General features: G+C 74.3%; 25 protein-coding genes, 2 tRNA genes, 1 other RNA gene and 1 riboswitch. Of the genes, 8 read left to right on the top strand and 20 right to left on the bottom strand.

Features of this window, described 5'->3' with window-relative positions:
- Positions 1 to 87: 87 nt before the first annotated feature.
- The 6 genes from WJX68_RS08300 to WJX68_RS08275 all read right to left on the bottom strand — a co-directional run bounded on the left by WJX68_RS08300 (position 88) and on the right by WJX68_RS08275 (position 6,877).
- Positions 88 to 1,191: an ABC transporter ATP-binding protein gene (locus WJX68_RS08300; RefSeq protein ID WP_340287670.1), complete on the bottom strand. Its 1,104-nt coding sequence runs from the start codon at positions 1,189 to 1,191 to the stop codon at positions 88 to 90.
- A complete protein-coding gene (locus WJX68_RS08295) occupies positions 1,188 to 2,180 on the bottom strand; it encodes an ABC transporter ATP-binding protein (RefSeq protein ID WP_340287668.1) in 993 nt (330 codons plus the stop codon). Before WJX68_RS08295 ends, WJX68_RS08300 begins: the two co-directional genes overlap by 4 nt.
- Positions 2,177 to 3,103, bottom strand: coding sequence for an ABC transporter permease (locus tag WJX68_RS08290; RefSeq protein WP_340287667.1), 927 nt, complete (start codon positions 3,101 to 3,103; stop codon positions 2,177 to 2,179). Before WJX68_RS08290 ends, WJX68_RS08295 begins: the two co-directional genes overlap by 4 nt.
- Positions 3,100 to 4,104: an ABC transporter permease gene (locus tag WJX68_RS08285; protein ID WP_340287665.1), complete on the bottom strand. Its 1,005-nt coding sequence runs from the start codon at positions 4,102 to 4,104 to the stop codon at positions 3,100 to 3,102. Before WJX68_RS08285 ends, WJX68_RS08290 begins: the two co-directional genes overlap by 4 nt.
- Positions 4,105 to 4,182: 78 nt before the next feature.
- On the bottom strand, positions 4,183 to 5,841 hold the full coding sequence (locus WJX68_RS08280; RefSeq protein ID WP_340287663.1) for an ABC transporter substrate-binding protein: 1,659 nt from the start codon (positions 5,839 to 5,841) through the stop codon (positions 4,183 to 4,185).
- Positions 5,842 to 5,956: 115 nt separating this feature from the next.
- A complete protein-coding gene (locus WJX68_RS08275) occupies positions 5,957 to 6,877 on the bottom strand; it encodes a helix-turn-helix domain-containing protein (RefSeq protein WP_340287661.1) in 921 nt (306 codons plus the stop codon).
- 246 nt (positions 6,878 to 7,123) lie between these two features.
- On the opposite strand from WJX68_RS08275, the gene WJX68_RS08270 reads away from it, so the two are divergent.
- Positions 7,124 to 7,327, top strand: a complete 204-nt coding sequence (locus WJX68_RS08270; protein WP_340287659.1) for a hypothetical protein — start codon at positions 7,124 to 7,126, stop codon at positions 7,325 to 7,327.
- A 133-nt stretch (positions 7,328 to 7,460) separates the two neighbouring features.
- On the opposite strand, the gene recR is transcribed toward WJX68_RS08270, so the two are convergent.
- The gene (gene recR / locus WJX68_RS08265; protein ID WP_340287657.1) at positions 7,461 to 8,078 is read right to left on the bottom strand and encodes a recombination mediator RecR; all 618 of its coding nucleotides are present in this window, start codon (positions 8,076 to 8,078) and stop codon (positions 7,461 to 7,463) included.
- 1 nt (position 8,079) lies between these two features.
- Complete coding sequence (locus tag WJX68_RS08260; protein WP_340287801.1) at positions 8,080 to 8,394, bottom strand: YbaB/EbfC family nucleoid-associated protein; 315 nt, start codon at positions 8,392 to 8,394, stop codon at positions 8,080 to 8,082.
- A 127-nt stretch (positions 8,395 to 8,521) separates the two neighbouring features.
- Here WJX68_RS08260 and WJX68_RS08255 point away from each other — a divergent pair, with 127 nt between their 5' ends.
- A complete protein-coding gene (locus WJX68_RS08255; protein WP_340287655.1) occupies positions 8,522 to 9,334 on the top strand; it encodes an N-acetylmuramoyl-L-alanine amidase in 813 nt (270 codons plus the stop codon).
- A 26-nt stretch (positions 9,335 to 9,360) separates the two neighbouring features.
- On the opposite strand, the gene WJX68_RS08250 is transcribed toward WJX68_RS08255, so the two are convergent.
- The gene (locus WJX68_RS08250; RefSeq protein ID WP_340287653.1) at positions 9,361 to 11,673 is read right to left on the bottom strand and encodes a DNA polymerase III subunit gamma and tau; all 2,313 of its coding nucleotides are present in this window, start codon (positions 11,671 to 11,673) and stop codon (positions 9,361 to 9,363) included.
- A 50-nt stretch (positions 11,674 to 11,723) separates the two neighbouring features.
- An RNA gene (gene ffs / locus WJX68_RS08245) (signal recognition particle sRNA small type) lies at positions 11,724 to 11,818 on the bottom strand.
- A gap of 80 nt (positions 11,819 to 11,898) precedes the next feature.
- On the opposite strand from ffs, the gene WJX68_RS08240 reads away from it, so the two are divergent.
- Positions 11,899 to 11,986, top strand: a tRNA-Ser gene (locus tag WJX68_RS08240).
- 76 nt (positions 11,987 to 12,062) lie between these two features.
- Here the strand turns inward: WJX68_RS08240 and WJX68_RS08235 are convergent.
- Positions 12,063 to 12,449: a hypothetical protein gene (locus WJX68_RS08235; RefSeq protein WP_340287651.1), complete on the bottom strand. Its 387-nt coding sequence runs from the start codon at positions 12,447 to 12,449 to the stop codon at positions 12,063 to 12,065.
- 165 nt (positions 12,450 to 12,614) lie between these two features.
- Positions 12,615 to 12,680: riboswitch (guanidine-III (ykkC-III) riboswitch) on the top strand.
- A 20-nt stretch (positions 12,681 to 12,700) separates the two neighbouring features.
- On the opposite strand from WJX68_RS08235, the gene WJX68_RS08230 reads away from it, so the two are divergent.
- Positions 12,701 to 13,018, top strand: a complete 318-nt coding sequence (locus WJX68_RS08230; protein WP_340287649.1) for a DMT family transporter — start codon at positions 12,701 to 12,703, stop codon at positions 13,016 to 13,018.
- Between the two features lie 70 nt (positions 13,019 to 13,088).
- Here WJX68_RS08230 and WJX68_RS08225 read toward each other — a convergent pair whose 3' ends face one another.
- From WJX68_RS08225 to WJX68_RS08195, 7 genes are all read right to left on the bottom strand, one after another.
- Positions 13,089 to 13,406, bottom strand: coding sequence for a hypothetical protein (locus WJX68_RS08225; RefSeq protein ID WP_340287647.1), 318 nt, complete (start codon positions 13,404 to 13,406; stop codon positions 13,089 to 13,091).
- 83 nt (positions 13,407 to 13,489) lie between these two features.
- Positions 13,490 to 13,960, bottom strand: a complete 471-nt coding sequence (locus tag WJX68_RS08220; RefSeq protein WP_340287645.1) for a (2Fe-2S)-binding protein — start codon at positions 13,958 to 13,960, stop codon at positions 13,490 to 13,492.
- Between the two features lie 10 nt (positions 13,961 to 13,970).
- Entirely contained in the window at positions 13,971 to 16,322 is a 2,352-nt protein-coding gene (locus WJX68_RS08215) for a xanthine dehydrogenase family protein molybdopterin-binding subunit (RefSeq protein WP_340287643.1), read from the bottom strand.
- 357 nt (positions 16,323 to 16,679) lie between these two features.
- Positions 16,680 to 17,072 (bottom strand): hypothetical protein, encoded by a 393-nt coding sequence (locus WJX68_RS08210; protein WP_340287641.1) that lies wholly within the window; start codon positions 17,070 to 17,072, stop codon positions 16,680 to 16,682.
- A gap of 187 nt (positions 17,073 to 17,259) precedes the next feature.
- A tRNA-Ser gene (locus WJX68_RS08205) sits at positions 17,260 to 17,344 on the bottom strand.
- A gap of 21 nt (positions 17,345 to 17,365) precedes the next feature.
- Positions 17,366 to 17,839, bottom strand: coding sequence for a nucleoside deaminase (locus WJX68_RS08200; protein WP_340287639.1), 474 nt, complete (start codon positions 17,837 to 17,839; stop codon positions 17,366 to 17,368).
- A gap of 1 nt (position 17,840) precedes the next feature.
- A complete protein-coding gene (locus WJX68_RS08195) occupies positions 17,841 to 18,356 on the bottom strand; it encodes a tRNA adenosine deaminase-associated protein (protein ID WP_340287637.1) in 516 nt (171 codons plus the stop codon).
- A gap of 110 nt (positions 18,357 to 18,466) precedes the next feature.
- On the opposite strand from WJX68_RS08195, the gene WJX68_RS08190 reads away from it, so the two are divergent.
- Positions 18,467 to 19,678, top strand: coding sequence for a M20 metallopeptidase family protein (locus WJX68_RS08190; protein ID WP_340287635.1), 1,212 nt, complete (start codon positions 18,467 to 18,469; stop codon positions 19,676 to 19,678).
- A 71-nt stretch (positions 19,679 to 19,749) separates the two neighbouring features.
- On the opposite strand, the gene WJX68_RS08185 is transcribed toward WJX68_RS08190, so the two are convergent.
- Entirely contained in the window at positions 19,750 to 19,890 is a 141-nt protein-coding gene (locus tag WJX68_RS08185) for a hypothetical protein (RefSeq protein WP_340287633.1), read from the bottom strand.
- 362 nt (positions 19,891 to 20,252) lie between these two features.
- Here WJX68_RS08185 and WJX68_RS08180 point away from each other — a divergent pair, with 362 nt between their 5' ends.
- From WJX68_RS08180 to WJX68_RS08170, 3 genes are all read left to right on the top strand, one after another.
- Positions 20,253 to 21,611, top strand: coding sequence for an MFS transporter (locus WJX68_RS08180; protein WP_340287631.1), 1,359 nt, complete (start codon positions 20,253 to 20,255; stop codon positions 21,609 to 21,611).
- A gap of 42 nt (positions 21,612 to 21,653) precedes the next feature.
- Entirely contained in the window at positions 21,654 to 22,952 is a 1,299-nt protein-coding gene (locus tag WJX68_RS08175; RefSeq protein ID WP_340287629.1) for an amidase, read from the top strand.
- A gap of 63 nt (positions 22,953 to 23,015) precedes the next feature.
- On the top strand, positions 23,016 to 23,960 hold the full coding sequence (locus WJX68_RS08170; protein WP_340287627.1) for a prephenate dehydrogenase: 945 nt from the start codon (positions 23,016 to 23,018) through the stop codon (positions 23,958 to 23,960).
- Here the strand turns inward: WJX68_RS08170 and WJX68_RS08165 are convergent.
- Complete coding sequence (locus WJX68_RS08165) at positions 23,957 to 24,547, bottom strand: putative glycolipid-binding domain-containing protein (protein ID WP_340287625.1); 591 nt, start codon at positions 24,545 to 24,547, stop codon at positions 23,957 to 23,959. The two genes, WJX68_RS08170 and WJX68_RS08165, sit on opposite strands and share 4 nt — an antisense overlap.
- Positions 24,548 to 24,578 lie beyond the last annotated feature (31 nt).

Below are 24,578 nucleotides of genomic sequence, written 5' to 3'. Positions count from 1 at the left end.
GAGGGTGCCCCTCGGAGCGCCCCGGCGGGGCGCTCCGAGGGGCGCGGCGGGGCGGCTCGGGCGGCTCGGGCGGCTCGGGGGCGAGGCTCAGCGCCCGATCGCGTCGCCGAGGGTGATCTGCTGGCCGGGGACGTCCGGCCCGCTGCTCGGTCCGACGGCGGCCTCGGCCTCCTCGACGCTCACCTCGTGCGGGGTGATCCGGCCGTCGCGGATCGCCTCGGCGTGGTGGCAGGCCACGCGGTGGCCGGGGGTGCCGCCGTCGAGCTCGCGCAGCTGCGGGCGCTCGGAGGCGCAGCGGTCGTCCTGCCGCCAGGGGCAGCGGGTGTGGAACCGGCACCCCGACGGCGGCGCCGCCGGCGACGGCAGGTCGCCGGTCAGCAGGATCCGCTCGCGGGTGTCCTCCACGGCCGGATCCGGCTGCGGCACCGCCGAGAGCAGCGCCCGGGTGTAGGGGTGCAGCGGGCCGTCGTAGAGCGCCTGGGCCGGCGCCTCCTCCACGATCGACCCCAGGTACATCACCCCGACCCGGTCCGAGACGTGCCGCACGACCGCCAGGTCGTGCGCGATGACCAGGTAGGTCAGGCCGAGCTCGCGCTGCAGCGAGCGCAGCAGGTTCAGCACCTGCGCCTGCACCGACACGTCGAGCGCGGAGACCGGCTCGTCGGCGACGACGAGGTCCGGCTCCACGCACAGCGCACGGGCGATCCCGATGCGCTGGCGCTGGCCGCCGGAGAACTCGTGCGGGTAGCGGCGCAGCGCCGACTCCGGCAGCCCGACCGCCCGCATCAGCTCGGTGAGCCGCTCCGGACCGGCCTCGATGCCGTGCGCGGCCAGCCCCTCGCGCAGCAGCGACCCGACCGACTGGCGCGGGTCGAGGCTGGACATCGGGTCCTGGAACACCATCTGGAAGCGGCGCCGCATGCGTCGCAGCGGCTCGCCGGACAGCGCGGCGACGTCGGTGCCGTCGAAGGAGACGCTGCCGCCGGTCGGCTCGGTGAGCTTCAGGACCGCGCGGCCCAGCGTGGACTTGCCACAGCCGGACTCGCCGACCAGGCCGTAGGTCTCGCCGCGTTCGATCCGCAGCGAGACGCCGTCGACGGCCCGGACGTGCCCGACGGTGCGCTGCACCAGCACCCCGCGGGTGATCGGGAAGTGGACCTCGAGGTCGGTGACCTCCAGCAGCGTGCTCATCGGGCGGCCCCCACCGGGTTGTGACAGCGCAGCAGCCGGTCGGCCCCGGACTCGGCCACCGGCGTCGTCGTCGTGCAGGTCTCGATCGCGCGCGGGCAGCGCGGCGCGAACGCGCAGGCGTGGTCCCACGGCAGGTTGTCCGACACCGACCCGGTGATCGCCGGCAGCTCGTCGGCGGGGTCGGAGTCCAGCCGCGGGATCGACCCGATCAGCCCGGACGTGTACGGGTGGCGCGGCGACGCGAACAGCGCGTGCCGGTCCGCCCGCTCCACGACGCGGCCGCCGTAGAGCACGTTGACCCGGTCGCACAGCCCCGCGACGACGCCGAGGTCGTGCGTGATCATGATCAGGGCCGTTCCCGTCTCGGCGACGAGTTCGCGCAGCAGCTCCAGGATCTGGGCCTGGATCGTCACGTCGAGCGCGGTGGTCGGCTCGTCGGCGATGAGGAGCCTCGGCCGGCAGGCCAGCGCGATCGCGATGAGCGCGCGCTGGCGCATCCCGCCCGACATCTGGTGCGGGTAGGCCGTCACCCGCCGGGCCGGGTCGGGGATGCCGACCCGTTCCAGCAGCGTGACGGCCTCGGTGCGGGCCTCGTCCTTGCCCATCCCGCGGTGGCGGGTGAGGGCCTCGGTGATCTGCACGCCGACCGGGACGACCGGGTTGAGCGAGGACAGCGGGTCCTGGAACACCATCCCGATGTCGCGACCGCGCCGCTCGCGCAGCGCGGCGTCGGAGAGAGTGAGCAGGTCGGTCGGGGCCGCGGCGCCGTCGTCGAACAGCACCGACCCGCCGACGCGCGGCGTGCGGCCGGGCAGCAGCCCCATGATCGCCAGCGAGGTGACGGACTTGCCGCAGCCGGACTCGCCGACCAGCCCGACGATCTCGCCCGGCCCGACGTCGAAGGAGACTCCGTCGACGGCGACGATGTCGGCCTCGCCCTTGCGGACGAAGCGGACCGTGAGGTCCTGGACCGAGAGCAGCGGTGTCATCGGCGCCCCTTCGGGTCGAGGGCCTCGCGCAGCGACTCGCCGAGCAGCGTGAACCCGAGCGCGACGACGATGATCGCGATCGCCGGGTAGACGGCGAGCCCGGGGCGGACGTCGAGGTAGGGCTGCGCGGAGGCGAGCATGAGGCCCCACTCCGCGCGGGCCGGGTCGGCGTCGCCGAGGCCGAGGAAGGACAGGGCGGCGGCGTCGAGGATCGCCGTCGCGAGGGTCAGCGTGGCCTGCACGATCACCGGGCCGATCGCGTTGGGGAGCATGTGCCGCAGCACGACCGCCCGTCGCTTCACGCCGAGCGCGGTGGCCGCGAGTACGTGGTCGGACTCCCGCTGGGCGAGCATCGAGCCGCGCAGCAGCCGCGCGAAGATCGGCACGTTGACCAGCGCGACGGCGATGATGACCGTCGTCTGGCTGGGCCGGGCCGCGAGCGCCGCGACCGAGATCGCGAGCAGCAGCGACGGGATCGACAGCAGCACGTCGGTGACGCGCATCAGCACGGTGTCGACCCACCCGCCGAACGCCCCGGCCAGCACGCCGACGACGACGCCCGCGGCCAGCCCGAACACGGTGGCGAGCACGCCCACCAGCAGGGTCTGGCGCGACGCGAGGATCATCCGGGAGAACTCGTCGCGCCCGTTCTGGTCGCTGCCGAGCGGGAAGCCGGGCTGCGGGCCCGGGATCGACCCGGGGCGGAGCTGGTCGAGCAGCTGCGGGAAGGCCTGGGCCGGGTCGTGCGGGGCGAGCAGCGGCGCGAACACCGACACCAGCACGAAGATCCCGATGATCACGGCGCCGACGATCGCGGTGGGGCTGCGGCGCAGCCGGCGCAGCGCGTCGGCGGTCAGGCTGCGGCCCGCGGTGTCGTCGATGCGGTCCCGGCGGCGCTGCGCCCAGGTGGTCGGTGCGCTCATCGCAGCCTCACCCTCGGGTCGATCACGGCGTAGGACAGGTCGACGAGCAGGTTCACCAGCACGTAGATGAGCGCGCCGAGCAGGACGACGGCCTGCAGCCGCGGGTAGTCGCGGCGCTCGATGCCCTGCGCGATCAGGGTGCCGATGCCGGGCCGGTTGAACACCTTCTCGGTCAGCACCGCCCCGGCGAGGAGCAGGCCGGTCTGCAGGCCGATCGTCGTGGAGACCGGGAGCAGGGCGTTGCGCAGCACGTGCCGGCCGCGGACCGTGCCGGGCGCCAGGCCCTTGGCGTTGGCGGTGCGGACGAAGTCGGACTCCAGCACGTCGAGCACCGAGGCCCGGGTGATCCGGACGATCACCGCGAGCGGGATCGTCGCGAGCGTGACGGCGGGCAGCACCAGGTGCAGCAGGGAGTCCCAGCTGGCGTCGAACTCGCGGGTGAGCAGGCCGTCGAGGGTGGGGAACCCGGTGACCGAGGTGGCGTCGAGACCGGTGGTCTGCAGGCCCGAGGGCGGGAACAGCCCGAGGTCGACGGCGAGGAACTGCTTGAGCACGTAGCCGAGGAAGAACACCGGCACCGCGACCCCGACGAGCGTGCCGACGATGGTCAGGTTGTCCCAGACCCCGCCGCGGTGCCGGGCGGCGAGGTAGCCCAGCGGGATGCCGAGTGCGACCGCGATGACCAGGGCCGAGATCGACAGCTCGACGGTGCCCGGCAGGGCCCGGGCGAGCTCGGTGAGCACCGGGTCACCGGTGACGAGCGAGGCGCCGAAGTCCCCGGTCAGGGCCCGGCCGAGATAGCGCAGGTACTGGATCCAGATGGGCTGGTCGAGCCCCAGGGTCCGGTTGAGGGCCGCGATCGACTCCGGGGTCGCCTTGTCTCCGAGCAGCGCGCCCGCCGGTCCGCCGGGCAGCGAGCGCAGCCAGGCGAACAACAGCACGGACAGGATCAGCAGCGTCGGAACGACCTGGAGCAGGCGGCGCGCGACGAAGCGCAGCATGCGTGGGTGTCCTCTGTGGTGGGAGTGGCACACGCCGCGGGCGCCGCGGGGTGTGTCCCCGCGGCGCCCGGGTGCGGATCAGTTCTTGCTGACGGTGACGAAGCGCTCGTCGGTCAGCGGCGAGGGGACCAGCCCCTGCACGTTCGGGCCGACGACGATCGCCGGGCCGGTGGTCAGGATCGGCACGGCCGGCAGGTACTTGGCCATGATGTCCTTGTTCACCTGCTGGTACGCCGCGGCGTGACCGGCCGGGTCCGGGATGGCGTCGGCCTTGGCGAGCTCGGCGAACATCGCCGGGTCCTGCGGGCCGAACTCGGCCTTCTCCCGGCCGAAGAACGTGCCGACGAAGTTGCCGGCGTCGTTGTAGTCGCCGGTCCAGCCGAGCATGTGCATGTCGTGCTTGCCGGCCTTCTGGACGTCGTCCTTGTAGCCGCCGTTCCACGGCCGCGCGACCGGGTTGACCGTGATGCCGACGGCCTGCAGGTTCGCCGACATCGCGGAGAACAGGTCGGCCGGGTTCGGCATGTAGGGCCGGGTGACCTCGGTCGGGTAGTAGAAGTTCAGCGTCAGGTTCGTCGCCCCGGCCGCGGCGAGCAGCTGCTTGGCCTTCGCCGGGTCGTACGGGTACTGGGTGACGTCGTCGGCGTAGCCCGCGACCGTCGGCGGCACGAACTCCTTCGCCACCGCGGAGCCCTCGGGCATCTTGGTGCGGACCAGCGACTCGCGGTCGATGGCGTAGGCGATGGCCTGGCGGACGCGGAGGTCCTTCAGCTTCGGGTTGTTCTTGGTGTTGAAGCCGACGTAGAGCAGCGAGAACGGCTGGCGGATCAGCACCTGGTCGCCCTGGTCCTTCAGGGTCTGGTAGTCCGCCGGGGACGGGTAGTCGTAGCCGTCGATGGTGCCGGCGGCGAGCTCCTGCTTCCGCGCGTTCTCATCCGGGATGATCTTGAAGATGAGCCGGTCGAGCTTGGCCTTCTCGCCCCAGTACTGGTCGTTGCGGACCAGGGTGATCGTGTTGTTCGCCTTGTCGAAGCTCTCGAACTTGAACGGCCCGGTGCCGGTCGGGTGCTCGTTGGCGTAGGCGGGGTAGGTGAAGGAGTCCCCGCTCTGGGAGACGGCGTCGGCGTCGTACTGCTTCAGCGCGGCCGGGCTGGAGATCGAGAACGAGGTCAGGCCGAACGCGGCCGGGAACGCGCCCTTGAACTGGTTGAGCGACAGGACCGCGGTGGTCGGGTTCTGCGCCGTGCAGGACTTGTAGATCGGGGAGCCCGACGCGTCGCCCTCGTTCTTCGCGAAGCCGCCGAAGACGTCGCCGTAGTAGATCATCTGGCTCTGGGCGGCGGCGCCCTTCATGGCGAACCAGCGGTCGAAGTTCGCGCAGACGGCGGAGGCGTCGAACGGCGTGCCGTCGTGGAAGGTGACGCCCTCGCGGAGGGTGAACGTCCAGGTCTTGCCGTCCGGGCTGGACTCCCACTTGGTGGCCAGGCCCGGCTCGAGCTCGGTGGTGCCCGGCTTGTAGGTGATCAGCGTGTCGAACATCTGCCGGGCGGGGCGGAAGCTCTCGCCGTCGTCGTTGAAGATCGGGTCGAAGTTCTTCGGGGCACCGGCCGCACCGAAGACGAACGTCCCGCCCGCCTCACCGTTGCCGGAACCACCTCGTTCCGAGGTCGCGCAGGCCGTCATGGTCACGGCGAGCAGCCCCGCCGTCACCGCCGTGATCCACCGTCTGGCACGCATCCGTTCTCCCTCGTCGCAGAACGGCGCCGCCGCGATGTTTGCGCGGCGGCACCCGGTGAGGGGGAAACCTATAGCGACCTGTTACCTACCGGTAGACCCTTGCGTCACGATCGGGCTACGAAGTGGTACGCGCGTGCCGTTCATGTGAACCGCCGGTGACGGCGGCGCGGTGCGCGTCCCGGTACCGGACGACGGCGTCGAGCGAGCCGTCCCGGTCCAGCGCCGCGGCCCGGACCTCGTCGAACACCGCGCGGTAGGTGGCGACGTCCGGCCCGGACTCCAGGAACGTCTCGCCCGCGTGCCCCTCGGTGTGCACGACGTCGGGCCCCAGCTCGGGCGGCACCGTCAGGATCGCGAACCGGCCGGCGTGCGCCCGCAGCGGCCCGGCCGCGAACGACAGCACCCGCAGGGTCACCCCCGGCGACCCGGCGAGGTCCAGGAGCCGGTCCAGCTGCGCGGCCATCACGCCCGCCCCACCGGTGGCGCGGGCGAGTACCGACTCGTCGACGACCGCGTCCAGGGCGAGCGGCGGGGTCGCGGTGAGTGCTTCGCGACGGCGTCGCCGCAGGTCGACGAGCTGGTCGATCTCACGGTCGGGCCGGTCGGGCAGCCGGGCGCGCAGCGCGGCGCGGGCGTAGTCGGCGGTCTGGAGCAGGCCGTGCAGCACGGTCAGGTCGAACGCGGCGACGGCCGTCGCGTCGGTCTCGACGGCGGCGTAGCGACCGGGCGCGGGCAGGAAGTGCGGGTCGCTGCGCAGCCCCTCGGTGAACGGCTCCCACCAGCCGCGCGTGCGGCTCTCGGCCACCAGCCGGTCCAGCATCTCGGCCTCGGCCCCGGACGCACCGCCGTAGACGGCGACCAGCGCGGTCACCTCGGCCGGGCGCGGCACGCCCTTGCCGTTCTCCAGCCGGCTGATCTTCGACGTCGAGCAGCCCAGCCCGCGCGCGGCGTCCTCCAGCTTGAGCCCGGCGTTGACGCGCAGCCGGCGCAGCTCGGCGCCCAGCCGTCGTCGCGCGCCGGTCGGCTCCTGCTCCATCGCTCCTCCGTCCCGCGTTCCCCCGCCGTGCACTCTACCGACGGTGCAATTACCGCCTTCTGCAATTGCACAGCGGCGCGTCGTGGTGCATCCTGGACTCACCCGGACGTGACGCACGGCACACCCGAACGGGACGTCCGGTGCCGTGACCGACGACGACGACGGAGAGGAGAACGAGATGATCCGCAGGACGCAGGTGCCGCACTCCGGCACGTACGAGCGCGCCCGTACCGGGCGGTGGTCGCCGTGATCACGCTGGTGGCGACCGTGCTCGCCGGGCTGGCCGTGCTCGTCGTGACGGCGATCGTGATCGGGGTGACCGACCACCGGCGCACCGACTCGTGGCGCAGGATCGCCGAGCACCGACGCCGGGAGTGGGAGCGCAAGCAGCGACAGCTCCACGGCAGGTCGCACCGCGTGGACGCATGGGGCGACGAGGACTCGGACTAGGTCCGGGTCCGGCACGACCCCGGTCCACCGGGGAGGAAGCACGGCGCAGCGGCGGGGGGTTGCTGCGCCGCAGGCCGGCCACGACCGGGGCGTCACCGCCCGGCGGGCCGGCCGTTCGTCGTCGCGGGGCCGGTCAGAGGGCCCGGCGGCCGGCGAGCGCGCGGCCGAGGGTCATCTCGTCGGCGAACTCGAGGTCGCCGCCCATCGGCAGACCCGACGCGAGCCGGGTGACCGTCAGCCCCGGGAAGTCGCGCAGCAGCCGGACCAGGTAGGTCGCGGTCGCCTCGCCCTCGGTGTTCGGGTCGGTCGCGATGATGACCTCGGCGATCGCGGTCTCGTCCGACGCCGGCCCGGTGCCACCGAGCCGGGCGAGCAGCTCGCGGATCCGCAGCCCGTCCGGGCCGATCCCGGCCAGCGGGTCCAGCGCGCCGCCGAGCACGTGGTAGCGACCCTTGAACTCGCGGGTCCGCTCGACGGCCAGGACGTCCTTCGGCTCCTCGACGACGCAGACCACCGTGGGGTCGCGGCGGGCGTCGGAGCAGTAGCGGCACCGCGTCTCGGCCGAGACGTTGCCGCACACCTCGCAGAACGCGACGCCCTGTTTGACCGTCTGCAGGACCTCCTGGAGCCGGTTGATGTCGGCCGGGTCCGCGGCGAGCAGGTGGAACGCGATGCGCTGGGCGCTCTTCGGACCGACCCCGGGCAGCCGCCCCAGCTCGTCGATCAGGTCCTGGACCGGTCCCTCGAACACCTCAGGCGCCCGGGAGGCCCAGGCCGCCCATGTCGAGACCGCCCGCGAGCGGGCCCATCTTCTCCTGCTGCAGCTGCTGCGCGCGCCGGACGGCGTCGGCGAGCGCGCCCGCGACGAGGTCCTGCAGGGTCTCGACGTCGTCCGGGTCGACGACCTTCGGGTCGATCCGCACCGAGCGCGGCTCCAGGCCCGCGGTCACCGTGACCTCGACCAGCCCGTTCCCGGCCTGGCCGGTGACCTCGGCCGTCGCGAGCTCGGCCTGCGCCTGCTGGAGCTGCTGCTGCATCTTCTGGGCCTGCTGCAGGATCATCTGCATGTCGGGCTGACCGGGTTGCACGCGTACCCCTCGCTGTCGGGTCCGGCTCGCGCGATCGGGGGGCTTCCCCGGCGCGGCCGGCGCGGACGTGTCCGTCCTCAGCGTAGACGTGTCAGGCTGACCGACCGTGCGCGCCCTGATCCGTTCCGCTGCCCTCGCCGCGCCGCCCGTCGTGCCCGTCCTGGTGGTCGCGGCGCTGCTCTGCGCGGGCTGCGCCGCGCCGCCGGCGACGGCGCGCTCCGCCGTCGCGGCGACGCCGGAGCCGGCCGCGACGACCCGCCCGGTGGCCGCGGGACCGGCGCCCGTCGTGCTGCTCGACCCGGGCCACAACGGCGGGAACGCGACCCACCCGGCCGCGGTGAACCGGCAGGTCCCCGACGGCCGCGGCGGCACCAAACCGTGCAACACCACCGGCACCTCCACCGACGACGGCTACGCCGAGCACGCGTTCACCTGGGACCTGGCCGGGCGCGTCCGGGCCCGGCTGGAGGCCGCCGGTGTGCGGGTGGTGCTCACCCGCCCCGACGACGACGGCGTCGGCCCCTGCGTCGACGTGCGCGGGGCGGCGGGCGGCCGGGCCGGCGCCGCGCTGGCCGTGTCGCTGCACGCCGACGGCGCGGCCGCCGCGGCCCACGGGTTCCACGTCGCCTACGCCGAGCCGGCCGTGCACGGGACCGGGCCGGAGTCGCTGCGGCTGGCCACCGGGCTGCGCGACGCGCTGCGGGCCGCCGGGTTCGCCACGGCCGGCTACATCGGCCGCGACGGGCTGGACGGCCGCGACGACCTCGCCGGCCTGAACTCCTCGACCGTCCCGACGGCGCTGGTGGAGGCCGGGAACATGCGCAACGCCGGTGACGCCGCCGTCCTGCGCGACGCGGCCGGGCGGGACCGGATCGCGGCGGCGGTCGCGGCCGCGGTCCTGGCCCGGCTGGGGCGCTGACCGGGCCCGGTCGGCGCCACCCGGGCTCAGCGCGGGTCGATCGTGCGGGCCCCGAGATGGGTCGTGAGGATCTCCAGCGCGGCGGCCTCGGGGTCGCGGCGCGCGCCGGGCGACGCCGACTCGGCGGCGGCCTCGGCGAGCATCGCCTCCTCCTCGTCGGCCTCGTTGCGCGGGGCGGGTCGTGCGCCGTGACCGTCGCCCCCGTGCGGTCCGGCGTCACGAGGGTCCGGCGGCGCGTCGTCCGGCGGCGGCTCGGGCGGCAGCGGGACGTCGGAGTCGGGGCCCGCGGGACGGCGCTGCGGCCGCCCGGCCTGCTCGCGCTGCGGGGCGTCGCGCTGCGAGGGCCGCTGCGGCACCGTGCGCTGCGGCTTCTCCGGGGCCGCCCGGCGGGCTCCCCCCGCCTCGCCGGTGTCGCAGGTGACGCGCCACTGGACGCCGAGCACCGCGCGCAGGGCCTCGCTGATGACGTCGGTGTTGCGCTGCTCGGACAGCCGCCGGGCCAGCGGGGGTGCGCCGATCGCGAGGACGAGGGTGTCGCCGTCGACGGCCCGGACGGTGGCGTTGACCAGCAGCGCCTCGGTGCTGCGGCTCCGCTGCCGGACGGCGGCGAGGATCTCCGGCCAGACCCGCCGGACCGCGGTGGCGTCCAGCGAGGCCGCGGCCGGGGCAGGTCGGGCCGACTCCGGGGGTGCCGCGTCGGGCGGGGCGCCGTCGCGTGGCGGGGCCGGCTGGTGGGGACGGTCGGCGGAGGTGTCCGCCGCGGGAGCGCGTTCCGCGGGACGCGGCTGCCCCTCGCCGCGGGCCGGGGTGTCCCCGTCCGACGGCGCTCCCCGGTCCGGCGCGGGCTCGTCGGTGGGGTGCACCGGCCGGACCGGGGCCTGCGCCGGCTCCGGGGCGGACGCCCGCGCGGGCTCGGCCCGCGGCGCCGTGGGGGCGGGGTCGGCGGGCTCGGCCGGCGCCGCGGGGGCGCGGTCGGCGGGCTCGGCCGGCGCCGCGGGGGCGCGGTCGGCGGGCTCGGCCGGCGCCGCGGGGGCGCGGTCGGCGGGCTCGGCCGGCGCCGCAGGGGCGCGGTCGGGCGTCGGCGCGGCGGCGCCGTCGCCCGGTTCCGCACCCGTGCGCTCGCTGGGCCGCACGAAGCGCTTGGCGGGGGCGCCGTCGCCGTCGGCGGGGTCGGCCGCGATCGCGTTGCGCCGCTCGATGCGCTCCAGCCGCTCCAGCAGCCCGCCGTCGGAGGTGGTGGCCGCGGGCAGCAGCATCCGCGCGACGAGCAGCTCCAGCAGCAGCCGCGGCGCCGTCGCGCCGCGCATCTCGACGAGGCCCTGGTGCAGGATCTCGCCGTAGCGGGTCAGGGTCGCCGGGCCCAGCCGGGCGGCCTGGTCGGCCATCCGGGACAGCTCGTCGTCGGCGCCGTCGACGAGGCCCTGCTCGGCGGCGTCGGGCACCGCCTGCAGGAGCATCACGTCACGGAAGCGCTGCAGCAGGTCCGAGGCGAAGCGCCGCGGGTCGTGCCCGGCCTCGACCAGCCGGTCCACCGCCCCGTAGACGGCGGCGCCGTCGGCCGCGGCGAGCGCGTCGACGGTGTCGTCGATCAGCGCCGAGTCGGTCACCCCGAGCAGCGCGACCGCCCGCTCGTAGGTGACGCCCTGCGGTCCCGCCCCGGCCAGCAGCTGGTCCAGCACCGACAGCGTGTCCCGGGCCGAGCCGCCGCCCGCGCGGATGACCAGCGGGAACACCGGCGGCGCGACCGTGACCTGCTCCTCGCCGCAGATCTTCTCCAGCAGCGCGCGCATGGTGCCCGGCGGGATCAGGCGGAACGGGTAGTGGTGGGTCCGCGACCGGATCGTCGGCAGGACCTTCTCCGGCTCGGTCGTCGCGAAGACGAAGACCAGGTGCTCCGGCGGCTCCTCCACGATCTTGAGCAGCGCGTTGAAGCCCTGGGTGGTGACCATGTGCGCCTCGTCGACGACGAACACGCGGTAGCGCGACTCGGCCGGCGCGTAGAACGCCCGGTCGCGCAGCTCGCGCGCGTCCTCGACGCCGCCGTGCGACGCCGCGTCGAGCTCGACGACGTCGATGTTGCCCGGCCCCTCCGGCGCCAGCGCGACGCAGGAGTGGCAGACCCCGCACGGGTCCGGCGTCGGTCCCTCCACGCAGTTCAGCGACCGCGCGAGGATGCGCGCCGAGGACGTCTTCCCGCAGCCGCGCGGACCCGAGAACAGGTACGCGTGGTTGATCCGCCCCGCGGTCAGGGCGGTGGCCAGGGGCTCGGTGACGTGCTCCTGCCCCACGACGTCGGCCAGCTTGGCCGGGCGGTACTTGCGGTACAGAGCCAGAGCCACGGGGAGGAGGCTACCCAGGGGGTCCGACACCCTCGGGACCCGCTGGAGACAGAAGGGGACCCCGCGCACCCGCCAGAGCCTGTTGACCCTTGCTGCCTTCCGGCCCTGGGGGAGTTCACAGGATGGACGCCGCACGGGGTCCACGGACAGTGTGCCACGGACGGCGCCGTCCGACGCCGAGGGGGCGGTGACGGATCACGCCGGGCGTCGCGTAGCCTTCTCCGCGGAGGATTCGCCTAGTGGCCTAGGGCGCACGCTTGGAAAGCGTGTTGGGAGCAATCCCTCACGGGTTCAAATCCCGTATCCTCCGCCAGCCGGACGCCGGGCACACCCCACGGGGTGGCCCGGCGTCCGTCGTTCCGCGGCCCCGCGCCGGGGCGCCCGGCCGCTCAGCGCCCGGTGTCGACGACCCGCGTCGCGACGAGCGCGGTGCCCTGCCGCTGGGCGGTGACGGTCACGCGGTCGCGGGCGGTGACGTCGGCGAACCGGGCCTGCCGCCCGTTCTTCGTGACGGCGGTGCGCGGCCCGGCCTGCACCGTGGTGACCCTCCCGGTCCGGTCGCGGACCTGCAGCGTGCGCCCGTCGTTGCGCACGACGGTGCCGGCCACCGTGACCGGCGCGGCCTGGCGGGCCGCGGCGGGCTGCGCCGCCGCCGGGGCCGCGGCCACCGGGGCCGGCTGCGGCGCCGGGGTCCCGGCCCAGGCCGAGCCCACACCCGCGCCGACCAGGCCGATCGCCGTCGCGCCGACCACGGCCGCCTTCTGGAGCATGCGCATCTCTGTGTCCTCTCTCGGGGGAGCGCACCGGAGCGGTGCGGACGCCGACATTGCCGAGGCGGACTGTGCGGGGGCTCCGGAGGACCTGTGGATCCCGTGTGGACCGGTGGCGGTCAGGCCGGTCACCATCGCTCGCCCGGTGCGGCCGGAGCGGGCATCCTGGGTGCGGACCGCCCCCCGGCGGCTCCCCGGACGAGACGCGCCGTACCCGGAACGCCAAGACGACGCAGCCCTCGGAAGGGAGCTCCGTCATGGCGTGGATCTACCTCGTGGTGTCCGGTGTCCTGGAGACCGTCTGGGCCGCGGCGCTGTCGCAGAGCCGCGGCTTCTCCCGGCTCGGACCGTCGCTCCTGTTCGTCGGTGCGCTCGCGCTGAGCATGGGCGGCCTGGCGCTGGCCCTGCGCGAGCTGCCCGTCGGGACCGCGTACGCGGTGTGGGTCGGCATCGGCGCGGTCGGCACGGCGCTCTACGGCATGGCCGTGCTCGGCGAACCGGCGACGACCGCGCGGCTGCTGTGCCTGCTCGCGATCGTCGGCGGGGTCGCCGGCCTCAAGGTCCTGCACGGCTGACCCCGTACACACGACGGCGGGGCCGGCACCCCTGGAGGATGCCGGCCCCGCCGTCGTCGTGGTCGGTCCCCTACTCGAACGGGCCGTTCACCAGCAGCCCACCGACCGGGCCCTCGACGAAGCGGGGGTCCGCCTGCGGGAACTCGGTGTCGGTGCCGTTGACGCCGTCCGGCCGGTTGCTCGGCGAGAAGGTGTCGGCCGCGTCGAGGAAGCTGTAGCCGAACGTGTCGGAGGTCTCGAGCACGGCGTCGAGGCCCTGCGTCGGGCTCTGGGTGCTCGGGTAGCCGTGGTCGCGGTCCTCGTCGGCCGCGGCCATGCCGGCCAGCGGGAACGCCACGGCGCCGAGGGCGCCGACGGCGATCAGCGAGCGGCGCATCCGGTTCTTCATCGAATCCGTCCTTCGGTTGGGGAGCAGGCCGTTCACACTAACGGCCCAGTTCGGTACGGCGTACGGAGCACGCCGCACCGGCGTCACATGTTGTCGGCGCCGGCCTTGATGGCCTTCCGGATGCGGTTGTAGGTGCCGCACCGGCAGATGTTGCGGATCTCGTCCAGGGCGTCGTCGTCGATCGAGCGGCCCTCGGCCGAGCAGCGCTTGACCAGGTCGATCGCCGCCATGATCTGGCCGGGCTGGCAGTAGCCGCACTGCGCGACGTCGTTGTCGATCCAGGCCTGCTGCATCGGGTGCAGCTTCTCGCCGTCGGAGATCCCCTCGATCGTGGTGATCTCGTCGGACTCCGAGATCGCCCCGACGGGGACCGAGCACGGGTTGAACGCCTTGCCGTTGATGTGGCTCGTGCACGCCTTGCAGACGTTGATCCCGCAGCCGTACTTCGGGCCGGTCACCCCGAGCAGGTCGCGCAGGACCCACAGGACCCGGACGTCGTCCTCGACGTCGACGGTGACCTTCTCGCCGTTGACCGTGAAGGTGTGGGAAGGCATGTCAGTCTCCTCAGCGGACGAAGTCGAGGCCGTTGGTCGGCGACGGCGGGACGGGCGGGACGGTCGGGTACGGCTCGAACGGCAGCGGCTCGTTGTGCAGGATCGGGAACGAGGTCGGCACCTTCCCGGTCGCGCGGGCGTAGGCGCAGGCGATCGCGCCACAGGTGGCCGCCACGCCGAACTCGCCGGCGCCGCCGGGCTCGGGGGCCTCGGAGTCCTCGATGAGGACGATGTTCATCTCCGGCGGGGTGTTCCACTGCCGGGTGTAGAAGTAGTTGTCCCAGCTGGCCTCGAGGAAATGGCCGTCGACCAGGTGCAGACCGGCGGTCAGCGTCATCGCGATGCCGTCGTTGATCCCGCCCATCATCTGGGCCTCGAACCCGCGCGGGTTGATGATCAGGCCGCCGTCGACGACGTAGGTCACCTTGGTGACGCGCGGCCCGGTGCGGGCCGAGCGGATCTTGCGGTTGACGGTCTCCGGGCGGCAGTCGAGCTCGACGACCGCGCAGGCGACGCCCTTGTACTCGACGTGCATCGCGATGCCCTGGGCGGTGCCCTCCGGCATCGACTTGCCCCAGTCCGCCTCCTCGGCGGCCCGGTCGACGACGTTCTTCCAGCGGTTGAGCTTGGTGAACTCCGAGCGGAACTCGTACGGGTCCTTGCCCATCTTCGCCGCGACCTGGTCGATCATCAGCTCGCGCGCCGTGGCCGTGTCGGGCGAGTAGATGTTGCGCATCGAGCAGGTGTTGAAGCGCATGTCGACCTCGTTGAGCAGCGAGGTGGCGGCGCCGACGTTGTACGGGTTGACCTGCGTCGTGACGTAGATGCTCTGCGAGACGGTGTAGTTGCCGCCCGGCGCCTTGGTCGCCGCGGCGGTGATCGCCTCGGACAGGCCGGGGTTGATCTCGGTGGCGACGCTGGTGTGGCGGATCTCGAAGCTGGACACCGCGTCGCCGGAGACCTGCGCGCGGACCCGGGTGGTGGCCATCGGGTGCGTGCGGCCCTGGCGGGAGTCGTCGGCACGGGTCCAGATCAGCTTGACGGGCTTGCCGAACGCCTTCGAGCACTCCGCGGCCTCCTCGAGGCCGTCGAAGAACAGCCGGCGGCCGAACGACCCGCCACCCTCGGTGACGTGCACGGTCACCGCGTTCTGCGGGATGCCGAGCTTCTTCGCGATCTCGGCCTGCGCGGCGATCGGGGACTTCGACGGCCCCCAGATCTCGGCCGACCCGTCGCGGACGTCCGCGATCGCGCAGTTGGTCTCGAGCGCGGAGTTGCTGCGGAAGTAGAAGGTGAAGTCGCCCTCGACCGTCTCACCGGGCACCTGGGGCACGGCCAGCGGCAGCTCGCCGCGGCGCAGGGCCGCGAGCACCGACTCGTCGTTCTCGCCCTCGGCGGTGCCGCCGTCCCAGTCCACGTCGAGCGCGTTGACGGCGTCGACGGCCTGGCCGAAGGTCTTCGCCCGCACGGCGACGCCGGTCGGGACCTGCTCGACGTCGGTGACGCCGGGCATGTTCCGGACCTCGTCGATGTTGTTCACGCCCTGCGGCGCCGAGTTCAGGTTCGGGCCGCGGCAGATGACGGTGGGCAGCGCGTCGGGGATCCGCAGGTCGGCCAGGAACTTCTTCTTGCCGGTGACCATCGCGAGCGCGTCGGACTTGGTCCGCGGCGTCCCGATGACGGTGAACTGCTCGCGGTCCTTCAGCACGACGTCGACGGCCTCGTCCACCGAGCTGGACGCCAGCTCGGTCAGCTCGCCGAACGGCAGCGACTCGCCGTTGTTGCCGGTGATGAGGCCCTGGCGGCTGCGCAGGACGTTGACGTCCTGGCGGAGCTCGTTCGCGGCCGCGGCGAGCAGCCGCTTCTGCGCCAGCGCCGCCGCCACGCGGATCGGGGTGTAGGTGGAGAACGTGGTCGTCGAGCCGCCGGTCAGCTGGTTGAACACCAGCTCCGGACGCGCGTCGGCCAGCGTCACGATCACCTGGTCCGGGTCGAGGTTCATCTCCTCGGCGATGATCATCTGCGTCGAGGTGATGATGCCCTGGCCGTTGTCCGAGCGCGGGAGCGCGAAGGACACGGTGCCGTCGCGGTTGACCTCGATGCGGATGAGGTTCGCCGTCGGGCGCGCGGAGTCGCGGATGACGTCGAGCAGGTCGTAGAGCTCGGCAGGCAGGGGCGGCGACGGGATCGCGGCCGCGTTGGCCTGCGGGACGCCGTTGAAGAAGGTCTGGCGGCCCATCTCGGCCGCGACGACGAGCGTCGGTGCGGCGACGAGGTAGCCGAGGAAGCGGCGCCGGCTGACGTTCTTCCGGCCCTCTTCCGGCGCCGGGCGCTCGGGGGCGGGTGCGCTGTGAGCGGGCATCGTTGTCCTCTCCGAATGTGCTGCGGTGCACGACCCGATGCGACGTCCGATGCGGGGAGCGGGGGACGGCCGTTGGGCGTTCTGGCTGTGAACGACCGATCTGATTCGACGGTTACGCGTCGGTACGTGCGGATCGTGTCGACGGAAAACCGCTGCACGATGATCGGAGATCGGATTCTTGGCAGGTCAACGACCTGCCGCCCCGGACACCTAATCCGCACATGCGGACGACTCGCCGCCGCGGTCTCCGCAGGGCGACGTTGCCTCGTGCCGCCGCAGACCACCCGTCCGGGTGATCGGCGGCAGTGAGCACCGAACCGATGAGAGGGTGTCATCCGATGTGGTCGGGCAACCCCGTCAGTCGGTTCCCCGGGAGGTGCGACCGGCGCGCAGCAGTCGCACGAAGGTCCACGGCAGCGCGACCAGCGCCAGGACCAGCCCGGACACGGCCGCGGCGAGCACCGCCCAGTGCGCGACACCCGGCTGCCCGTCGCCCACGAGGAGTCCGGCGAACAGGATCGCGCCCGGCACGGCGACGACCGCCGGCCAGACCAGCGTGCCCAGCCACTTCTCCCCGACCGTCCACGCGCGCCCGGTCCAGAGCATCACGACCCCGGCCAGCCAGCCGACGACGGGCAGCACGAAGCCGCCGAGCATCAGCATGAGGACGGTGAGCACGGGGTAGGCGTCCGGGTCACCGGGCCGGCTCGGCCGGGCGGCGTCGTGGTGCGGGGTGGTCATGGTGGTCATCTCCAGCTCCTTCGTCGGTGAGGTGTCCCCACTCTCGCCGGGAGCGAGGGCCGGCCACATCGGAGCGGGGGCGGATCCCCGTCGTCGGACCACGGTCGGAGGGCCCTACCCGAGCCAGACCGATGTCATCGGTGGTCCCGGAGACGACGAAGGGCCGGACCCCATCGGGATCCGGCCCTTCGACCAGCGGTAGCGGTGGGATTTGAACCCACGGAGGCGTGAACCTCACGCGCTTTCGAGGCGCGCTCCTTCGGCCGCTCGGACACGCTACCGCCGACAAGGTTACAGAAGGGTCAGTCGCCGTCCGCGGACGGGGTCCGCCCGAAGAACTCCCGCAGGAGCGCGGCCGCCTCACCTGCGCGGACCCCGCCGACGACCTCCGGGCGGTGGGCGAGACGACGGTCGCGCAGCACGTCCCACAGCGACCCGGCCGCCCCGGTCTTGGGCTCCCAGGCCCCGAACACGACCCGCTCGACGCGGGCGAGGGCGATCGCGCCGGCGCACATCGTGCAGGGCTCGACGGTGACGGCGAGCGTCGTCCCGGTCAGCCGCCACTCCCCCACGACGCGGGCGGCCGCGCGCAGCGCGAGGACCTCGGCGTGCGCCGTCGGGTCCCCGGTGGCCTCGCGGGCGTTGCAGGCGGCGGCGAGCTCGGTGCCGTCGGCGGCCCAGACGACCGCGCCGATCGGGATGTCGCCGGTGGCCGCCGCGCCGCGGGCGACGTCCAGGGCGCGCCCGAGCGCGAGCCCGTCGGACGGGCGGTGCACCTCAGGAGCCGACGAGCTCGTCCAGCTGGGCGGCGAAGCCGCAGCGGCGCGCGATCGTGTCGAGCTGCTCGTCGGGGTACAGCTCCAGGTCGGAGACGAGGATCTCCAGCTCGTCGGCGGGCAGGCCGAGGTCGGCGAGGATGCCCATGTCGCCCTCGGGCCAGGCGTCGTCGAGCGCGTCGTCGTCCGGCGGGAGCTCCACGCGCAGCAGGTCGAGCACGTCGGCCGCCACGTCGTAGTCCAGCGCGGCGACGGCGTCGGAGATCAGCAGGCGCACCCCGCCTGCGGACGGGCGGAGCAGGACGAAGAACTCGTCGTCCACGTCGAGCAGGCCCAGCACGGCGCCGGTCGACCGCTGCGCCCGCAGTGCGGTGATCGCGGCGTCGAGGTCGACGAGGGACTCCGAGCCGAGCCGGACGCAGCGCCAGCGGCCCTCCTCCCGGATCGCGGCGACCGCGAATCCGGGCAGGGCGGAGCCCCGGGTGTCCGGGGCCGCCTCGACGCTCTGTGTGGGCACGTCGTCAACGGTACGTCGGCTCGGGCTTGTGAGCCACGCCACGACCAGGTATGCGTGGTCACACCCGGCCGGGCCGCGCCGGGCGGGCCCCCGTCAGCGACGATCGGTCCATGCCCGTCACCCCCGCGTCGGTCGCCGGCCTGCCCGGCGGCCTGCTGGAGGCCGCCCGCTCGCTGCAGCCGCGGACCGTCGCGCTGCGCCGTGAGCTGCACCGGGCGCCGGAGCTCGGGCTGCACCTGCCGGCCACCCGCGACGCCGTGCTGCGCGCCCTGGACGGGCTGGGGCTGCGCATCCGGACCGGCCGCTCCTGCAGCTCGGTCACCGCCGTCCTGGACGGCGGCCGGCCCGGCCCTGCCGTGCTGCTGCGCGGCGACATGGACGCGCTGCCGCTGCGGGAGGACACCGGGCTGGCGTTCGCCTCGGCCGTCGACGGCGCGATGCACGCCTGCGGGCACGACGCCCACACCGCGATGCTCGTCTCCGCCGCCCGGCTGCTCGCCGGGCGGCGCGAGCGGCTCGCCGGGCGCGTGGTGTTCATGTTCCAGCCGGGCGAGGAGGGCTTCCACGGCGCCCGCCACATGATCGACGAGGGCGTGCTGGACGAGGAGCCGGAGTCCGCGTGGGCCCTGCACGTCTCCTCCACCGTGGCGACCGGGCGGATCCACCACCGGCCGGGCCCGATCATGGCGGCGGCGGACGTGCTGCGGGTCCGGGTCACCGGACGCGGCGGGCACGCCTCGGCCCCGCAGGACGCCTGCGACCCGGTCCCGGCGGCCGCGGCGATGGTCGGCGGGCTGCAGACCGTCCTCACCCGCCGCGTCGCCCCGCACGAGCAGGCCGTCCTCACCGTGACCCGGATCGAGGCGGGCACCACCGACAACGTCATCCCCGAGACCGCGGAGCTGACCGGGACCCTGCGCACCCTGTCCCCCGAGGTCCGGGCCCTGCTGGGCACCGCGGTCACCGAGCACTGCCGGCACGTCGCGGCGGCCCACGGCTGCACCGCGGAGGTGACCGTGGAGCCGGGCTACCCCGTCACCCGCAACGACGACCGCGCGAGCGCCGCGCTCGTCCGGGTCGCGGAACGGGTGCTGGGGCGCGCCGCGTGCGTGCCGATGGCGCACCCGATGCTCGGGTCGGAGGACTTCTCCTACGTCCTGGAGCGGGTGCCGGGCGCGCTGGCGTTCCTGGGCGCCCGGCCGCCGTCGGTGGACCCGGCGACGGCGCCGCCCAACCACTCGAACCGGGTGGTGTTCGACGAGGCGGCGTTCCCCGCCGGCGTCGCGCTCCACGCCGGGCTGGCGCTGGCCGCGCTCGGCTGAGCGTTCCCCGCGCGCACGTCGGCGCCGCACCCCGCGGGGCACGGCGCCGGCGACGCGGGCCGGGCGTGCGGTCAGGCGTTCTCCTGCGCGACGGCCGGGCGGCCGTGGCCCTTCCAGGTGCGCTGGGCGTACGCGGCCAGCGCGGAGGTGACCGTCAGGCCCACCCCCGTACTCGCGATGATCGACATGAACACGGCTGTCGACGCTGCCATGACGGCTCCTCCTCACACGGGCACGCGCCGGGTCCGGCGACCGGGTCCGGGTGACCCGGGCCGGACGGCGGCGCTTGCGAACGTCCGGACGCTTCGGTGCGTCCGCCCTCCACGGTGCCACGCCGGAAAAGCGCTGTCCTGCCTGCGGGAAAAGCATTGAGGATGCTTCCACTCACAGATCCACGAGGTCCTCGCCCGGCGGTTCCGGCACGCACTGGATAACGTTCCCGGAGTAGCTGGGACGAAATCGGACACCTCGCCACGGAACGACAGTTAGCAGACGAAAGTGTCGTACTGCGCGGGGTGTCGTCAGGGGGATACTCGTGGACGACACAGCAGATGGGACGGTCGACGGGGTCACCGTGACCGATCCCGCCACCATGCGGCGCGCCGTCGCGGCGGCCGCGGTCGGCAACATCACCGAATGGTTCGACTTCGGGGTGTACGGCTATCTCGCGACGACCATCGAGGCGGAATTCTTCCCGCCCGGGCCGCTGTCCCAGGTGGCCGTCTTCGCGACGTTCGCGATCGCCTTCTTCTTCCGCCCGCTGGGCGGGCTGTTCTTCGGCCCGCTGGGTGACCGGATCGGCCGGACGAAGGTCCTGTCGATCACCGTCATCCTGATGGCGCTGGGCACGTTCCTGATCGGGCTCATCCCGTCCTACGCCTCGATCGGGCTGGCCGCGCCGATCCTGCTCGTGGCCGCCCGTGTCCTGCAGGGCTTCTCGACCGGCGGCGAGTACGCGGGCGCGATGACCTTCATCGCCGAGTACGCCCCCGACCGCCGTCGCGGCTACTTCGGCAGCTTCCTGGAGCTGGGCACCTTCGTCGGCTACGCGCTGGGCGCGACCATCGCGTCGGTGCTGCCGCTGGTCCTGAGCGAGGACGCGATGTCGTCGTGGGGCTGGCGGATCCCGTTCTTCGTCGCGCTGCCCCTGGGCATCGTCGGGGTGTACCTGCGGACGCGCCTGGAGGAGACCCCGGCGTTCCAGACGATGCTGTCGGCCTCGGAGACCCGGGAGGGCACCGAGGTCCGGGACGGACTGCGGCTGATCTTCACCAAGTACCTGCCGACGTTCGTGATGGTCGGTGGCGTCGTCGTCGCCTGGAACGTCACCAACTACATGCTGACCAGCTACATGCCGACCTACCTGGAGACCACGGTCGACCAGCACGGCGGCACCGCGATCGACTCCACCACCTCGTCCTGGCTGCAGATCATCGTGCTCTGGGCGGCGGTGTTCGTGATCCCGCTGCTGGGGCGGCTGTCCGACCGGGTCGGCCGCAAGCCGATCATGTGGACCGGCGCGGTCGGGCTCATCGTCCTCGGCATCCCGATGATCCTGCTGATGCAGGACGGCTCGGTGCCGACGGTGTTCCTGGGCCTGCTGATCATGGGTGCGCTGCTGATCTGCTTCTCCTCGACCGGCCCGTCGACGCTGCCCGCGGTGTTCCCGACCGAGATCCGCTACGGCGGCCTGTCCATCGCGTTCAACATCTTCGTGTCGGCGTTCGCCGGCACCGTGTCGCTGGTGATGTCCGCGGTCGTGCTCGCCACCGGGGACCTGCTGTGGCCGGGCTACTACCTGATGGCGGCGGGTGTCGTCGGCGTCGTGACACTGCTGTTCCTGCCCGAGACCGCGCGCCGGCCGCTGCGCGACTCGCAGCCGTCGGCGTCGTCGCCGGAGGAGGCGCGGGAGCTGGCCCGGGCCGCGCGCTGAGCAGCGCTTGTCCCGATCGGGGAGCGACGGCACGCTGAGCGCGTGCTGCCGCTCCCCGATCTTCTGCGGGCCCTCGACTCCGGTGAGCTCTCGCCGTCCGAGCACGTCGACGACGTCCTCGCCCGGCTGTCGGCCGACACCACCCGCTGCGTCGTGGCGCTGGACGCCGAGCGGGCCCGCGAGCGTGCCGCGGAGCTGACGGCGATGTCCGCGGCGGGGCGGCGGCTGGGCCCGCTGCACGGCGTCGCCGTGGGGGTGAAGGACCTCGTGGACGTCGCCGGTCTCCCGACCCGGTGCGGGTCGCGGCTGCTGGCCGACGCGCCGCCCGCGACCGGCGACGCCCCGGTCGTGACGATGCTGCGGGCGGCCGGCGCCGTGGTCGTCGCGAAGCTGCACACCCACGAGTTCGCCTACGGCCCCACCGGCGACGTCTCGGCCACCGGTCCCGCCCGCAACCCGCACGACCCGGACCGGATCACCGGCGGCTCGTCGTCGGGGTCCGCCGCGGCCGTCGCCGCCGGGCACCTCGCCCTGACCGTCGGCACCGACACCGGTGCCAGCGTGCGCACACCGGCCGCGCTGTGCGGGGTCGCCGGGCTCAAGCCGCGCCGGGGGGCGATCCCCGGGGAGCGGGTGTTCCCGCTCGCCGAGTCGTTCGACACCGTCGGGCTGCTGGCGGCCGACGCGGCGTCGCTCGCGGTGGCGCGGACCGCGCTCGGCGAGCCCGGCGCCTCGGCCGCGGCGGTGCTGCCCCGCATCGGCGTCGCCGACGACGACTGGTGGCGCCCGCACGACCCGGTCATCGCCGACGCGGTCCGGGCCGCCGCGGACGCGCTCACCGCGCTCGGCGCGCCCGTCGCAGCGCAGGACACCCCGGGTGTCGCGGAGCTCGCCGCGACCTACCCCGTGATCACCGGCGCCGAGGCCTTCGCGACGCACCGGCGCTGGTTCACCGAGCGGCGCGGGGAGTACCAGCCCGCCACCGCGGAGCGGCTCGCCCCGCACGCCGAGGTCCCCTCCCACGTCTACGTGCAGGCCCGGCGCGACCGCCGCCGGCTCGGGACCGCGCTGCTGGACCGGCTCGGCGCGTCCTGCGACGTGCTGCTGTGCCCGACGACGCGGCTGCGCGCCACCCCGATCGGCGCGGCCGAGGTGGACGGGGTGCCGGTGCGGCCCTCGATGCTGGAGACGACCTCGCCGTTCAACCTGCTCGACCGGCCCGTCGTCGCGCTGCCGGTGCCGGTCCCGGGGCTGCCCGCGGGGGTGCAGCTGGTGGGGATCACCGTCGGGGAGGACGTGCTGCTGGGCCTGGCGCGGGCGCTGGAGGGCGCGTTGCGGTAGCCGTCCGGGGCACCGGCCGGGCGGGCGGAACGGGCGTGAGCGGGGTCTCTACCCTCGGGACGCATGCGAGCGGTGTGCGTGCTGGGGACCGGACTGATCGGCGGGTCGCTGCTGCGGGCCGCGGCCCGCGCCGGGCGCGAGGTGTGGGGCACTGCCGCGTCGGAGGCGACGGCGGCAGCCGCCGTCGCCGACGGGTTCGACGTCACCACCGACACCGACGCCGCGCTGGACCGGGCCGCGCAGGCCGACGCGCTGGTCGTCGTCTGCGTCCCGCTGACCGCGCTGGAGCCGGTCCTGCGCCGGGTCGACGCGGTGGCGCCCACCTGCCGGCTCACCGACGCCGTGAGCGTGAAGATCCCGGTCGCCGACGCCGTCGCCCAGTTCGCCCCGCGGGCCCGCTACGTCGGTGGCCACCCGATGGCCGGCACCGCGGAGTCGGGCTGGCCGGCCGGGGACGCCGACCTGTTCGACGGCGCCGCCTGGGTCGTCGCCGCCGACGACGGGCTCGACCGCGCGGTGTGGCGCGACGTCGCCGAGCTGGCCTGGGCCTGCGGGTCGCGGGTCGTCCCGGCCGCGGTGGACGAGCACGACGTCGCGGTCGCGCGGATCTCGCACCTGCCGCACCTGTTCGCCGCGGTGCTCGCCTCGGTGGGCGCCGGTGAGCAGGGCGACGACCTGGCCCTGGCCCTGTCGGCGAGCTCGTTCGCCGACGGCACCCGGGTCGCGGGCACCCGGCCGGAGCTCGTGCTCGCGATGTGCGAGGGCAACCGGGGCGCGCTGCTCGCCGCCGTCGACGACGCGCTGGGCCGCCTCGGCGCGATGCGCGGGGCGCTGGCCTCGACCGGCGGGCTCGCCGCGACCGTCCGGTCCGGGCACGAGGCGCGCATGCGCTGGGCCTCGACCCGGGAGCCGCTGGCGGTGCCGGTGGACCTCGACGCCCCCGACGCGTTCGCCGAGCTGCGCGAGCTGGGGCGGCGCGGTGACGTCGTCGAGCCGCTGAAGCCCTAGACAACGGCCCGGGACGCGATGCCCGGGTAGTCGAGGACGAACCCGTCGTCGTCGACGGTGATCTCGGCGGTGAACTCCCCCGCGGCGAACCCGACGACGGCGGCGCGGCCGCCGGCCCCCGCGGTCACGGTGCGGTAGGTCTGCTCGGTGGCCTCGACGGCCAGCGACGGCAGGTCGACGAACACCATCGGCAGGACGTGCTCGGCGGGCTCGCGGTGCAGGGCGAGCCGCCGGACCGGCAGCGCGTTGAAGACCGGGCTGAACGCGAGGTCGACGTCGCGGGCACCGCCGAAGTCGCCGCGGACGCCGCCGGCGCCGTCGTCGACGAGCCAGACGCCGTCGGTGCTGCGCGAGAGCGTCAGCTGGTGCTCCCCGTCGGCGGTGGCGACGTCGACGGCCAGCCGCGAGAGCGTGCCGTCACCGGCGACGACGAGCCGGTAGGACGCGGTGAGGACCCCGCCCGGCCCGCTGCGGATGATCCGGCCGGTGGCGCGGAAGCCCCCGCCGTTGGTCGTGATCCGGGCCGACTCCATGCCCGTGGCACCGTCGGCCTCCGGCTCGGATCGCCAGGTCAGCATGACCGCCATGCAGGTCACCTCCGGGGTCGTCGGGCGTCGG

The organism is Pseudonocardia spirodelae (assembly GCF_037727765.1).
In the GTDB taxonomy this organism is placed as follows: domain Bacteria; phylum Actinomycetota; class Actinomycetes; order Mycobacteriales; family Pseudonocardiaceae; genus Pseudonocardia; species Pseudonocardia spirodelae.
This window is presented reverse-complemented; position numbering and strand designations above follow the sequence as displayed.